14 protein-coding genes are annotated in these 14,271 nt (G+C 35.8%); 3 read left to right on the forward strand and 11 right to left on the reverse strand.

The annotated features are described in order from the left end of the window. The first annotated feature begins 1 nt into the window (after window position 1). The 3 genes from ACM39_RS08605 (at window position 2) to ACM39_RS08615 (ending at window position 4,221) form a co-directional block, all read left to right on the forward strand. Window positions 2-1,318: a sensor histidine kinase gene (locus tag ACM39_RS08605; RefSeq protein WP_048510621.1), complete on the forward strand. Its 1,317-nt coding sequence runs from the start codon at window positions 2-4 to the stop codon at window positions 1,316-1,318. Between the two features lie 299 nt (window positions 1,319-1,617). Continuing rightward, window positions 1,618-2,760: a vWA domain-containing protein gene (locus ACM39_RS08610; protein ID WP_048510622.1), complete on the forward strand. Its 1,143-nt coding sequence runs from the start codon at window positions 1,618-1,620 to the stop codon at window positions 2,758-2,760. Window positions 2,761-2,766: 6 nt separating this feature from the next. Further along, the gene (locus ACM39_RS08615) at window positions 2,767-4,221 is read left to right on the forward strand and encodes a sigma 54-interacting transcriptional regulator (protein WP_048510623.1); all 1,455 of its coding nucleotides are present in this window, start codon (window positions 2,767-2,769) and stop codon (window positions 4,219-4,221) included. Between the two features lie 88 nt (window positions 4,222-4,309). Here ACM39_RS08615 and ACM39_RS08620 read toward each other — a convergent pair whose 3' ends face one another. From ACM39_RS08620 to ACM39_RS18710, 11 genes are all read right to left on the reverse strand, one after another. Next, window positions 4,310-5,044 (reverse strand): hypothetical protein, encoded by a 735-nt coding sequence (locus ACM39_RS08620; protein WP_048510624.1) that lies wholly within the window; start codon window positions 5,042-5,044, stop codon window positions 4,310-4,312. An 81-nt stretch (window positions 5,045-5,125) separates the two neighbouring features. Continuing rightward, window positions 5,126-6,142: a bestrophin family protein gene (locus ACM39_RS08625; protein ID WP_048510625.1), complete on the reverse strand. Its 1,017-nt coding sequence runs from the start codon at window positions 6,140-6,142 to the stop codon at window positions 5,126-5,128. Window positions 6,143-6,148: 6 nt separating this feature from the next. Further along, window positions 6,149-6,817, reverse strand: a complete 669-nt coding sequence (locus ACM39_RS08630) for a potassium channel family protein (protein ID WP_048510626.1) — start codon at window positions 6,815-6,817, stop codon at window positions 6,149-6,151. An 11-nt stretch (window positions 6,818-6,828) separates the two neighbouring features. After that, the gene (locus ACM39_RS08635) at window positions 6,829-8,202 is read right to left on the reverse strand and encodes an aldehyde dehydrogenase family protein (RefSeq protein ID WP_048510627.1); all 1,374 of its coding nucleotides are present in this window, start codon (window positions 8,200-8,202) and stop codon (window positions 6,829-6,831) included. A 16-nt stretch (window positions 8,203-8,218) separates the two neighbouring features. Further along, window positions 8,219-8,635 (reverse strand): hypothetical protein, encoded by a 417-nt coding sequence (locus ACM39_RS08640; RefSeq protein ID WP_048510628.1) that lies wholly within the window; start codon window positions 8,633-8,635, stop codon window positions 8,219-8,221. Continuing rightward, entirely contained in the window at window positions 8,632-8,994 is a 363-nt protein-coding gene (locus ACM39_RS08645; RefSeq protein ID WP_228377083.1) for a DoxX family protein, read from the reverse strand. The genes ACM39_RS08640 and ACM39_RS08645 overlap by 4 nt, the downstream gene beginning before the upstream one ends. Before the next feature lie 85 nt (window positions 8,995-9,079). After that, window positions 9,080-9,835: an SDR family oxidoreductase gene (locus ACM39_RS08650; protein WP_048510629.1), complete on the reverse strand. Its 756-nt coding sequence runs from the start codon at window positions 9,833-9,835 to the stop codon at window positions 9,080-9,082. A gap of 191 nt (window positions 9,836-10,026) precedes the next feature. Then, entirely contained in the window at window positions 10,027-10,932 is a 906-nt protein-coding gene (locus ACM39_RS08655) for a hypothetical protein (RefSeq protein ID WP_048510630.1), read from the reverse strand. A 12-nt stretch (window positions 10,933-10,944) separates the two neighbouring features. Then, a complete protein-coding gene (locus tag ACM39_RS08660; protein WP_048510631.1) occupies window positions 10,945-11,778 on the reverse strand; it encodes a hypothetical protein in 834 nt (277 codons plus the stop codon). 10 nt (window positions 11,779-11,788) lie between these two features. Beyond that, window positions 11,789-12,640 carry a hypothetical protein gene (locus ACM39_RS08665; protein WP_117590732.1) on the reverse strand — a complete coding sequence of 284 codons (852 nt, stop codon included), beginning with the start codon at window positions 12,638-12,640 and terminating at the stop codon, window positions 11,789-11,791. Between the two features lie 78 nt (window positions 12,641-12,718). Then, the gene (locus ACM39_RS18710; protein ID WP_053073310.1) at window positions 12,719-14,218 is read right to left on the reverse strand and encodes a hypothetical protein; all 1,500 of its coding nucleotides are present in this window, start codon (window positions 14,216-14,218) and stop codon (window positions 12,719-12,721) included. Window positions 14,219-14,271: the final 53 nt, after the last annotated feature.

The following is a 14,271-nucleotide window of genomic DNA, read 5'->3' on the forward strand; positions in this document are numbered from 1 at the left end:
AATGAGTAAAAATAATTACATCTGGTTGATTTACCTCTCTTTGTGTATCATCAGCGGAGTTTTATGTTATCATTTTTTTGTCAAAGAAAGATGGATTAATGTGATACTTTTTTCTTTACTGACTATTACGTTATTGTTTTTAGCAAACGCTTCATTTTTATCTCAAATTTCAAAAACAGAGAAAATTATTCAATCTATCATAAAAAAAGATTTTTCATTATTTCCAAAGGAAGAAGATTCTGATTTAATTAATAGCAGCATACATCTATATTATCAAAGTAAAAGCGAATACCTTTCTTTATCCTCCTATAAACTACTTTATGAAAGTATTTTAGACCAATTAGATACTGGTCTGATGATTTTATCTGAAATAGAAAAGGAATGGAAGGTTTTTTATGTAAATCCTTCTTTCCTTGAAATTTTAGAAATCCCAAAATATAACTCTTGGGAACTGTATGCTTCTAAAATTCCTGAATTTTATCGAATAATTGAAAAGACAGATTATGAAAGCTCACAGGATTTCTTTGACATTTCTATTCGTCAAAATGCCAAACAGTCTTTTTCCCTGAGAACAAAACAAGTTAAGAATGTACAGCACCGGTTTTATATTATAACTTTAGAATCTGTTCAGAAAATCATTGAACAAAAAGAAAAATTGGCTTGGAATAATCTCATGAAGGTTATTTCTCATGAACTTTTAAATACATTGACACCCGTTAATAGTTTAATCCAAAATTTAGAATATATTAGCAATCAAGATATTGTTGACAAAGATGATCAGGAAGAAATGAAAGAAAGTCTTATGATTATCAATTCAAAATCAAAACAGCTTCTCAATTTTGTTGACGATTACAGGCAAGTCGCAGAGTTGCCAAAGCCCCTGTTTAAAAATGTTTCTCTAAAAAAAATAACAGAATCTGCCATCGATTTTTTAAAACGGGAATTCGAAAAAAATAATATTCAGGTTATTTTAAATTTGGAAGATCATTTTGTTTCTGCGGATAAAAAAATGATAGAACGAAGTCTTATCAATCTGTATCTCAACGCGATATTTGCCGTTTCCGAGAAACAAAAAAAAATTATTAAAACCTCAATAAAATCACAAAACAATCGAGTAATTTTAAGTGTAACAGATAATGGTTCAGGCATTACCAATGAAATCAAAGATAAAATTTTTCTTCCGTTTTTTACCACAAGAAATGGAGGCTCAGGAATTGGCCTTACTCTTTCAAAAAGTATTATGGAAGCTCATCGGGGATATCTTGTCTATGAACCATTGGAAGAAGGAAGCTGCTTTGAGATGTGGTTTATAAAATAAATTCAAAGTTCCCAAAATCATAATTTTATTAATTTTGAAATCTGTTTGAGTAATAATATTAGGCTCATTAATTTTTCATGAAGATATATTCTCATTTCATATCACGGTCATTAGTATTTTCTATTTTCAGGAAGCATTCCTAATTATGATATTTTCATAACTTGTATGTTTAAAATAAAGGGAAGAAATAGAGAAAATTTTCTGGCAGGTTCCTTACATTAAACTAACAAACAATCCGCTTAACTTACTAACTTTATGACAATTATAGTAAAGGCAGGTAACAGAAAAAGCAGCATCTTATGACAAATAAAGATTTTAATTTTCAAAAAGGCTTTACATTCAGTAAACATATTCCTGAAGAAATATCACATTTTGACCGGGTTTTTGATGTTTTCAAAGATTTGCTTACCCATACTTCAGGTGATATCGAGGAAGCTTTTGAATGGCTCGATATGCTTGATAAAGAATATAACATTTTTAATGATGAATATTCCCTCGAAGATTTTGAGGAAGATTTAAAAAAACGCGGATATATCAAGGAAGATAATGATCCTAAAGATGGCAATTCAGGATCCGGAAAAGGCAAAAATATATTGACCGCAAAATTAGAGGCTGCTTTACGTGAGTACGCATTAGATCAGATATTTGGGAAACTGAAAAAAAGCGGGATAGGAAATCATCGTACCCCAAAAGCAGGAATCGGTGACGAGCGGGATGGTGAAAATCGTTCCTATCAATATGGAGATGATTTGTCCCTGGTAAATATGACGGAAAGCTTAAAAAATGCTCAGATCAATAACGGGATTTCGGATTTGCGCCTGACAGAAGATGATCTTATCGTAGAAGAAACCAAGCATAAAGCGCAAATGAGCACTGTTTTGATGATCGACATCAGCCATTCTATGATTTTGTATGGTGAAGACCGCATCACCCCTGCCAAAAAAGTGGCAATGGCATTGGTAGAATTAATTAAACGAAAATATCCCAAAGATTCCATTGACATTATTGTTTTCGGAAATGAAGCCTGGCCTATTAAAATCAAAGACCTTCCCTACCTGAAGGTTGGGCCTTATCATACCAATACTGTTGCCGGTTTAGAACTGGCAATGGATATTCTTCGCCGAAAAAGAAATACCAACAAGCAGATTTTTATGATTACTGACGGAAAGCCAAGTTGTATTAAATTGCCTACCGGAGAATTTTATATGAATAGCTATGGCCTGGATGAAATGATTATTACCCAATGTCTGAATAAAGCGGCACAAGCAAGAAAATTGAAAATTCCCATCACTACCTTTATGATTGCACAAGATCCTTATCTGCGACAATTTGTGGAAGCATTTACGGCTCAAAATAAAGGAAAGGCTTTCTTAACAGGTCTTTCAGGTTTAGGACAAATGATTTTTGAAGATTACGAAAAAAATAGAATTAAGAGAATATAAAAGAAAATGAAAAACGATATTACATTCAAGGAATTAAAAGATTCCGGCTATACTGATAAAACAATTAATCAGGAAATCCAGGCAAATTTAATTACAAAAATTAAAGCTAAAAAACCTGTATTTGAAGGTCTCTGGGGATATGAAGATTCTGTAATTCCGCAATTAAAAAAAGCTATTCTTGCCGGTCACCATATTAATCTTTTAGGGTTGCGAGGGCAGGCAAAAACGAGGATAGCGAGAAGTATGGTGAATCTTCTTGATGAATATATTCCGGTTGTAAAAGGTTCTGAGATTAATGACAGTCCATTTCAGCCCATTTCAAAATACGCAAGAGATCTTATTGCAGAACTTGGTGACGAAACTCCGATTTCATGGGTACACCGTTCCGATCGTTTCTTTGAAAAACTGGCAACACCCGATGTGAATGTTGCTGATCTGATTGGTGATATCGATCCCATAAAAGCAGCGACCTTAAAGCTTCCTTATTCAGACGAGCGTGTTTTACATTACGGGATGATTCCGCGTGCGAACCGTTCCATATTTGTACTAAACGAACTGCCGGATTTACAGGCAAGGATCCAGGTTTCCTTATTTAATATTTTGCAGGAAGGAGATATTCAGATTCGTGGATTTCAATTGAGAATGCCTCTTGATATCCAATTTGTTTTTACTGCAAACCCTGAAGATTATACCAACCGGGGAAGTATTGTAACTCCTTTGAAAGATAGAATTGGATCACAGATTTTCACACATTATCCAAAAACGATTGCTCTCGCAAGGCAGATTACGGAGCAGGAAGCGATGATTTCGAGTGGAGATAAGTCACAGATACAAATTCCCAATCTGGCAAAAGATCTTTTGGAAGAGGTTGCTTTTGCTGCACGTAACAGCGAATATGTAGATGCAAAAAGTGGCGTAAGTGCAAGACTCACCATCAGTGCTATGGAAAATCTAGTAGCAGCAGCAAAATTGCGCTTAATAGAAACAAATGCTGAAAAGACTTCCGTTCGTCTGCTTGATTTTATGTCAATCATTCCGTCGATAACAGGAAAAATTGAGCTTGTCTATGAAGGTGAACAGGAAGGTGCGGATTACGTGGCGAAAATATTAATTGATAAAGCCGTTATGGTACAATTTGAACATATTTTCCCCCGAATATCCAAACTGGAAAAAGAAAGCATAAAAACTCCGTACACCGACTTAATCAAATGGTTTAACAAGAATCATCTTGAACTCAATTACACTGACACGGATGAAACGTTCTACAACAAGCTCAACAGCGTAGCTCCTTTAGTAGCAGTAGTTGAGGAAAATGCTTCAGAATTGAGTATGGAAGATCAAAATTTTTGTAAAGAATTGGTTTTATGGGCATTAACTATCAGTAAAAAATTAGATAAATCTGAAAATCAAACTGCTTTTACTTTTGATTCTGCGGATATTGGTCAGTTTTTACGTAATTAAGGTATATTCTAATTGAAAAACCATAAAACTTATTAAAAAGAAAGGAGCCATTAATAAATAGCTCCTTTTTCCTTTTTTTATATTTAAATTATTCATAGTATTCTCTTATCAGACTTTTTCTTTCACCGGATTCCAGATCAATATATTCGAACTTTTTATACTGACAGAAAGATCCCATATCCTTATCTCCATTGATAAAAATACCCCCAACCAAAATTACATATTTACACGGATAATTAGTTTCTTTCACTAAAACTTCTATCCTTTCATCAATAGCTTCATACATCACTTCGGTAGCTTCAAATATTTGATTTTCAGCATTCAGAATTCTGTTCTTATGATGATGAAAGATCTGCTCGATGGTATTCATCTGAAAATCTAATGAAGTTATATTTCCTTCAACAATCTGCCCCGCTGAAAGCTTTCCCAGGGCACCTTTAGCAGCACCGCAACATGCAGAACTGCCATTCTGCCCTATTCTACTAATCTCACCTATGTTTCCATTTTTGGTAATTCCTATATGCGGGGCATAAAATATAATTACAGCACCATCTTCCGGAACGTGATGGGCAAAAGCATTCATTCCTGTAATACCCGCGAAAGGAAAACCATCCAAACCTCCCAAATGAAAAGGACCAAGCATTTCATAAGCTCTTGGTGGATATTGTATAGCATTCACATCATCACAACACATACTGTCTGCATGCATTAACTGATCAGGTTTTAAATCTAAATATTTTTCAATGGTGTCTAATAAACGATTAACAGTATCAATAGATGTTAAAGCTTTTGGATACCATTTTCTAACGGATTCTATACTCATAATTTATATAATTTTATTTTATCAATAACAGATATCTGATTAAAACGAACCGTATTGATTTACTTATGTATGGCTAATACTTTACAAAACAATATTATTCTGTGCTGCAATTACCGGAGGCAGGTCTTTTTCTCCCAGCATTTCGCGCAGGTCGATTTCTATATTCCTGCTTATCTGTGTAATCGGAATATCGTTAGCATTCCCTTCAAATGGGTTTTCTGTACTTTCGCCTATCTGTTCCAAAACTAAAAATACCCACCCTAGCAATACACTGAAAGGTATGGCAAGCCAGATGATATTTTCTCCAAATTTTTCTGTCATTTTAGAAAACTCACCTATAAATCCAAGAGGCAGTAAAAAACACAAAGCATTGGTAAAATATAAATTAATACTCGAAAATTGTCTGGGATAAGGGAAATTTTTAATCCGTTCACATTTTCCCTGCTGATCATATAATTCTTTTAATTGGTTTTCTAACGCAACATAATTATAATCAGAAACTTTACCCTCTTTATTGAGATTTTTTAATTGTGATGATTGCAAAGCTATCATTTGTGTAGCTCTGTTTTTGGTAGATAAAATATAGAGGTATTCTTCTTGCGATAAAAATGGTTCCAATTCTTCATCTAAGCTGCTCTCCCATTCCGGGACTTTATAATACTTAAGATATTCACGGTTGTAGCTTTTTGTTTTTATATTTTCCCAGCTTTTTGTTTCTCGCAACTGAAAACGTAAAGCGGTAAGCCAAGCAAAATGGCGGTAAATAATTTGCTGATGCATCTCCTTTTCAATCGCCTTGTCTTCGGAACGTATAAAATCTTTTACTAAAATCCCAAAACTCCGGCTACTGTTAATAATAGCACCATAAATCTGGCGTGCTTCCCACATTCTGTTGTAAGTTTGGGTATTTTTAAACCCCGAAATAAAAGCTGTTGCCGTGCCAAGCAGAGCCACAGGAACCCAAGGAATGGCAAGCCATTTCCAATCAAGAAAATAAAATAAAGATGTAGGAATGATACTTAAAAGAAGCATTTTATAAATCTTTGCTCTTGTCCAGGGAAGGAAATGATAGAGTTTATAATGAGAACTTATATTCATATTAAATTAATTTTTTGATGAAAATTTGCTGATTAAAATTCCTACCAATACTACTGTATAAAACTGACCTCCTATACCGATAAAGGCAGTAATTAATTTAGTTATGTGCGTATTGGGTGTAATATCTCCAAAACCGATACTTGTAAAGGTTATAGAACAAAAATATACTAAGTCTGTAAAAATACTTGCCGGTGAAGAAATATCAATTCCTTTAAAAGAATTAAAATCATGGTACTCAAAAATCTGCAGTAAAAATGTTGAAATTTCAATAAGTAAAAAATAACCGCATACCGAAGCTGAAATAATATCACTGTTGATATATCCCGGCTTTAATAGAAAACGCAGTAGCTCTAAAAACAGGAAAGCAAAAAATATCACATAGTTAATATTAAGAAAGGCAAAATACCACGAAATATCTTTAAAAAACGGAATACCAATAGGAAGCAACAGCACAATAATAAAATGAATATTGCGGAACCAATGCTTCCAACTGTGTTTTCCTGTAAATATAAAAATACTTCCCAACCCTAATAACAGCATATTGACAGGCCAGATTACTCTTGTATAAAAAGTAAGGTCTGTTAAGAAAACTCCTATAAATAAATGCTGAATTAATGCAAAAAATAATAACTCGTATTTTCTTTTACCCAGCTTTTCAAGTATTAATTCACTCATAATTCCAATTCCTACCCAAATACGCTCAGGTTTTTAGCAATATCTTTACCTGCATAAGGAGGAAAAACGTCTAATTCCAAATCTGGATTTCCGATCAGCATCGCTTTGGTATTGCTCAGTGCATCAAAGCCAGCTTTTCCGTAGTATTTTCCCATCCCGGCATAGCCCACTCCGCCAAACGGAAGGCTGTCTATCCAGCAATGCAGATTAGTTTGGTTGATACAGCCGCCTCCAAAGGATACAGCATTCAGAAAATAATCAATATTCGTTTGATTTTTACTAAAAAAATAAGCGGCCAGTGATTTAGGTTTACGTTTAATGATTTCAACAATTTCTTTTAGGTCATTGTACACCAATACCGGAAATACGGGACCGAAAATTTCCTGTTGCATGGCTGCATCTTCCCATGTACTTGGATATAGGATTGTAGGCTCTACATATCTGTCTTTGATGTTAAAACGTCCTCCCAGAACTACTTTTTCCGGAATGATGTAGGAAGCTACCCTTTCAGCATCGTGTTCACTAATCATTCTTGCAAAATCGGGACTTTCACTAGGGTCTTCGCCATACATTTTTATGGTTGCCTTTTTCAATTTATCTATAAACTCATCGGCAATACTTTCGTGTACATATATATAACCCGGAGCGATACACCATTGGCCGGATATTGCCATATGCCCCCAGATAATGCGGTCAGCCGCAATATCAAGATTAGCGGTTTCGTCTACCACGGTCGGATTTTGCCCTCCCAATTCCAGAATAACAGGAGTAAGGTTTTCGGCAGCAGCACGCATTATTACTTTTCCAACGGCAGAACTTCCTGTAAAAAAGATAAAATCAAATGGTAATTTCAGTAATTCTGTAATTTCTTCTCTTCCTCCGGTAACTACACTTACGGCTTCCGGTTCAAAGTATTTTGGAATAAGTTCTTTAAAAAGCGCAGCAACAGTTGGCGTTGTATTAGCCGGTTTTAAAACCACAGGATTTCCTGCTGCCAATGCTGCAATTGCAGGATCAAGCAGTAATAAAACAGGTGCATTGAAGGGACCAATAACCAACGTAACCCCAAAAGGCTCTTTGTAAATAATTCCTTTATTTCCTGTCTCTTCTAATCCTTTAGGTATTGCTACCTGCTCCGGAGCCATTAATTTCCGCAGATTTTCCTTATAATATTTTATATTCCCTAGTGGTACAGTAATCTCAAAAAGCTGTTCGAAAGGAGGTTTATTAAAATCTGTTTTTAAAGCCTGACAAAATACTTCCTGATTTTCAGTAAGCAATTTTTCCAGTCTGTTGAGCTGATCCATCCTCCAATCATAAGTTTTGGTGGTATCTGTATAGAAAAACTCTTTTTGTATATCAAAAAGAGCTTGATAGTTATTCATGATCTATTTTTTTAAATTAATTTGCTTGCCCTATATCCAGTCTGTCAAATTTTCCGCCGACACTTTGATGGAATTTAAAGAAAACCATGAACGTTCCCCAATTCCCTGCCTTAAAATTTCCATAGATATCTTTCCCCTCATTTTCCACTCTGTCAATGCTAAGGAATTTTTCATTTCCCAATGCCTTTGCAAAGAAAGATTTAAAATCTACCTTGTTACCATCATCAGTCATCTCAGGATTCTCTGTAAAGTAAGAATACCAAATTTCATCTCCGCTTTCCAATGCCTCGAGCGCATTTTTTACGTTTTCGTTCTTTATTTTATTTAAATCCATAATTTGTTGGTTTTTATAATTATTGTTGATTTTTTCAGTTTTTTGTGCATAGGAAGATACTGCAAAACAAGCCGCCAGAATTATGAATAAATTTTTCATAAAAGGAACCCGCTTTTGAAAGGATGCTGCAAATAAATGATTACCAGATTTATCAATAAAAAAGGTAATTCAACGTAAACACCTTTCACATCCTTATCTAAAAGATGAAAACAAATAATGAGCAATATCCCCGCAGCCATCATAAAATTTCCCCAAACAAAAGTCTTGGGAAAAAGAATCAGTAAAGCAGCTATTATTGTAATTAATCCATTTATAACCAACCCTGTTTTGTTAAATCCCCATTTACCAAACATTTCTATCATTTCAGGTTTACCCGAAAACATAGCATAGCCTTGCTTCAGCCCCATAAATACAGCTATTAGGATTAATAGTGAATTGATTATTTTTAACGCCATCATTTTTTAACTTTAAACAAACAATGGATAATCGAATTTTATATAAAACCCTAATTATCCATTATTTAGTCAATTATGTATTCTAGATCTATCTTGTTGTATAACCTCCGTTAGCAAAAATAGTCTGGCCAGTGATCCACCATCCGTCAGTTACTAAAAACTCCACTAATGGTGCAATGTCTTTGATATCAGTCAATCCTCCTAATGCTGCAGCAGATTTATGATAGGCTACTGCATCATCACTCTCCTGCCCATAGAAAAAAGGGGTGTCCATCGGGCCCGGTGCAACCGCTGTTACAGAGATCCCTCTTGTACCAAATTCTTTAGAAGCTGCTCTTGTAAAATGTTCTACCGGAGCTTTTGCACCTGCATATGTAGAATACAAACCAGTGTAAGCAGCTAATAACGAAGTTACAATTGTACAGACTTTTCCATTATCATTTAGTTTTTTACCTGCTTCCTGCAGGAAAAAATAAGCAGATTTTGAGTTAACACCAAACATTGTATCATACTCTGCTTCTGTAGTTTCGGTAAATGGTTTTTTTAGTACCATACCTACCGTATTGATGGCAACATCAATACCCCCGAATTTAGCAATTGTTTCATCAAAGAGTTTGGTAACATTTTCTACCTTGGTCAAATCTCCCTGGAATAAAAATGCTTCAGCTCCTAAAGCCTGAACTTCAGCCAAAGTTTTTTCACTTTCTGCCTTAGAGCCTTCACTATTGTAATGAATTGCTAATTTTGCGCCTTTTGCAGCAAAATCTCTGCTTAGTAATCCGCCAAGGTTTTTACCACCTCCGGCAATTAATACTACTTTTCCTTTTACATCATTTTTTGACATGAAATGTTTTTTTAATTGTTAGGTAGAACAAATCTAATCATCTTCATACTTCAAATCGTGGTGAACTTTTCGGAAGTTGTTAGATTTTCCGAATTTCATAGACGCCTCTTCGAGCTCACAATGAGCTATACCTTAGAAGTTCCTCTCTTATAGGTCAGTCTGATAAAAACTTGTTTTCCTTGCTTAAATTCTTATTGTTCTACTATAGTAAGGGCATTGTAAATTCCGCCTCCGGAAGTATCAAATTGGCTTACTGTCCCATCAAACCCTACTGTAATCCAGGTAAAAGGTCTTAATTTATCTCCTTTATTCAAATAAACACTTACTGTACAGGCCGAACCTACGGGCACTGAATTAGCTCCAGTATCCGAAGCGTAGCCATTATTGGTTTTTACCCTTTGGGTAATTGTTCCGGCTGGATTTCTAACTTCCCAAATAGCTTCTGTCTGATTATTTCCTCCTGTATTTACCTGACTTGGCTGCAATGCAAAAGTAAAGGTTGCAAAGTATACACCAGCACGCGGTGCTATAAACTCACCCGTAGCCGGATCAAAATTAGTAGTTGGAACACCCGAATCAGAATCTAATACTTCTGTCCAATTAGTTAAATAAGAAGATCTGCGTTGAACAATACCTGATTTAGTACCCAACTCTGAAGGTATTGTACTTTCAAAGACATACGTATCTTGAGTCGTTTTCTTAGCCATTACCACAATACGTGGCTTACCTTTAGGATAGAAACTAATCCAATCGGTACCATCAGAAAATTCCAGGTAACCTTTTACCCCAATTGCCGGACTTGCAACATAGCGTAATGCACCCGCTCCAGCCTGCGCAGCTGTTTTATCAGTATTTCCTATTGCTACCGAACCATTGGTACCACTACGTAAATCTACAGCTACCTTTGGGTTGGCAACCAATACACCCACTTTACCTGTATTATCTACAATTACATTTCCCGCATCAGTTTTAATTTCGACAGGATTTGTAGGGCTTTGTACGCCCACTCCTATTTGGGCATTGACCTGTGTTGCTAGAAATAACATAGGTATAAAAGTACTTGCTAAACTTTTTATTTTATTTTGTTGTATCATCATTGTTATGCTTTTTTACAATTCGCTAATGCTTAAATTATTTAATTTACCATCATTTAAAGTATTTCTTGCACTACCTATATTATGCTTAACACTAAACTTTATAGTATCATCCTTTTTAAGGTTAAAAATAGCATTGCAATTACCACTTATATAGTTACTCACCGCACCAGCCTGAAATGCGGGATAAGAATTTACCGTTTTAAATATTGGAATATTATCACTGGTTCGACTACTCTCTATTGCTGTTTCTATAAAAGTATTTTTAGGTATATTGCCATTAGCTAAAGTAATACTGAAGGATACCAGATAGAACCCATCACGTGGCGCCGTAAAAGTACCATTACTGTTGAAGTTATTGCCGAAATCAACTGTTTCAGTCCAGCCCTCTATATAGGTGAGAGTATTATTAGGGATATTTTGGGCAGAGCTTTTGCTGGCATTTACAAGTGCCTTAGTTGGTGGTGCAAGTGGTAAAGAAATCCACTGTTCACCATCGGAGTAGTCTAAAAAACCACCCGTATTATAGCGTATTGCACCAGCGCCGGCTTCGGCTGGGGTTTGTGTATTGGTACCAACACCAATAAGACCTTTATTATCTGCTGAACGGACATCTACTTTCGTTATGGGATTTAGCAGCCCTACTCCCAATTTACCGTCAGATGTTGCTACCACATCATTGGACAGTTTTCCAGCATCTGGTGTGGAGCCGTTGTCCTTTCCAGCATCTATTTGCAGAGGATGTACAGGATTTTGGGTGAAAAACCCTGTTTGTGCAGCTATTTGACTCGCAGAAAAAATTAAAATACAAGGCAATAATTTATATATGATATTAATTTTCTTTTTCATAATGTATTTTTTAATGTTCTATAATAGTTAAATTATTAAACCCATCATCTGGATTTGCAGGATTTGAAGAATCACTAGTAACCCTAAGTGAAACGGAACCGCTCGTGACAAGAGTATGGAGCAGTCTTGCCACTACTTTTGTACCGGCAGATAAGGTAAGTGTAACGGTACTTGATCCTCCGGCCTGTGTGGTTCGGGTAGAATTGGCATCGTCGGAAGTCCCCGTCATCGATTGGCCAAATGTTTTATACACACTGGCCAAAACTGTATTTGTTGTAGGATTATAAAACTGAGATTCAACTCTGGAACCGTCATTAATAACAGCACTATTAAAATTAAAAGTCAATAAAAAAGTGTAGGTCCCATCACGAGGAGCTGTAAATTCACCTGTATTTGGAACAAAACTGTTGCTCATATCACGTACTACATTCCAATTGTCAATAGTAGTAGCCGAACCCTGTATTATTGATTGACTTGTAACTTTACGTACCACCACTACCGCTTTTTGAGGAGCAACATAAGCTTTATGCCACACAGAGCCATCTGATACCTCAATTTTTGCTCCTACGGGTACATTGTTCACATCATATCGGACAGCACCTGCAGCAGCTGTGACCGCAGACATATTAGTAGTACCTAAACCTAAAGCATTTTCATTAGCTGCTGACCTCATATCTAATTTTACCTTTGGAGCAAGCACCCCTAAACCAATAAAGCCCGTTGTTTTGTTAATAATAACATCATTAGATACTTGGGTTGCTGTTGGTATTCCGGTAGCTGCATTATCTTTACCACCATCTACATGTAAAGCTCCTTGCGGATTTTGCGTTCCTATCCCTGTTTGAGCATAGGTTAACCCCATACAGCAATAGAATATTGACAGTAGTTGTATTTTATGTATTCCTTTATAATTATTTTTCATTTTAAGAAATTTGGATTATTAATTATTGGTTTGTTTCAAAAGAAGTTGTTCTAATTTTTCCATACGGAGCTTCAACTGATTGATCTCTGATTTTTGATGGGCAATTTTTTCCTCTTGTTCTATGGTATATAAGTATAACTCTTCTATTTTTTCTAATTGCTGTATAGATAACTCTGACAAGTTAACCGTATAGCCGTCTTTAGTTTTTAAAACATCTTTAATGGCGGTAACCCCCGGCAAATGTTTATTAGCTTTAACATATGCTGCAACTTCTGTTAATGATCTGAAATTGTAATCACTGTTGATCTTAGATGTACCATCAAAGTAATCTTCAAAAACATAATCGGCATATTTACCTGTAGTGGTATAGAAAGCTCCTGTAGCAGCTACATCACCGCTAACAGATAATTTTGGAGTAATGGTAGATCCATTGGATGTAAACGGTGCAATAGGCATTGATGATCCGATGGAAACACTTCCTGCCTGATAAATATTCTGTGTATTGGCAGTGGCTGCAGTAGTTCCGCCCTGTACTTGCCACGGTTCCGGTGCTAGTGACGAAACATCTTTCCAAGATAAGGCTGCTGCAGTACCATTTCCATTTGTGGTAAGCACCTGATTGACAGAGCCGTTATTTCTAGGGAAAATATACTGTCCCTCATTCGCACCACTTGAATTGAAGAAACGAAATCTAACACCCTCTGCCCTGTTGATCGTAACTCTGGATCCTAACCCTAATCCCGAAGTTAGATTATCATATAGTTCAACGCCTATGGTTGTATTTGCTCCTATCACACTCTGATATTGATTTGAATCATTAGCAGATCTCAGCTGAGCAGAACTTACCCCCGGGAGAGAAGTTCCCGCGACCTCGGCTTTATAAGTTCCGTTCTTACTCGAAAATCCCGTAATACCTGCAATATTATTTGTATAAACCATATTTGCCTTTGATGCAGTGTTCAGATCTTCGCTATCTGCGCTCGCCAACATGTTAGAGCCTTCTCCAATACCTGAGAAATTAGTATCAAAAAAGCTATGAACGCCGGAACCATTATAAGTAGCTTTTATATCTCCGGCTACTTCCAACTGTTTGTCAGTGGTGGCTTTATTAATAGCTACTCTACCTGTTTGATAGATATTCTGGGTATTGGACGTAGCCTGAGTACCGTCTGCCTGGTTATACCAAGGTTCAGTTTCGTTTCCGAATTTCTTCCAGATCGACCCGTCGAAATAGTAATACCCTTCTGCTGTAATATTGATTGTTTTTGCAGATGGAGCATTCACAGCCGAGGTAGCATATACAATGGCTCCTTTTTGGGGGGCATCATACTGTAGGTCTTTGCCTTTGATCTGGTCACCTAAAAGTCTGGGAGCAATGATACCTTCTGCTTTTGTAGCATCTGTTGTTTTTGCTGTAATATCCAGTGTGGCTTTGGGATTATCATTATTGATACCCACCTGAGAATAAACTACTGTAGAAATAGTTAAGGTGGCTAAGAGAATGATACTTTTTTTCATTTTATGTTTTTTTTTAATTATAATTTGTAATGTTTAATTGGAATTTTTCTGTG

The organism is Chryseobacterium sp. FH2, from assembly GCF_001045455.1.
Taxonomy (GTDB): Bacteria; Bacteroidota; Bacteroidia; order Flavobacteriales; family Weeksellaceae; genus Chryseobacterium.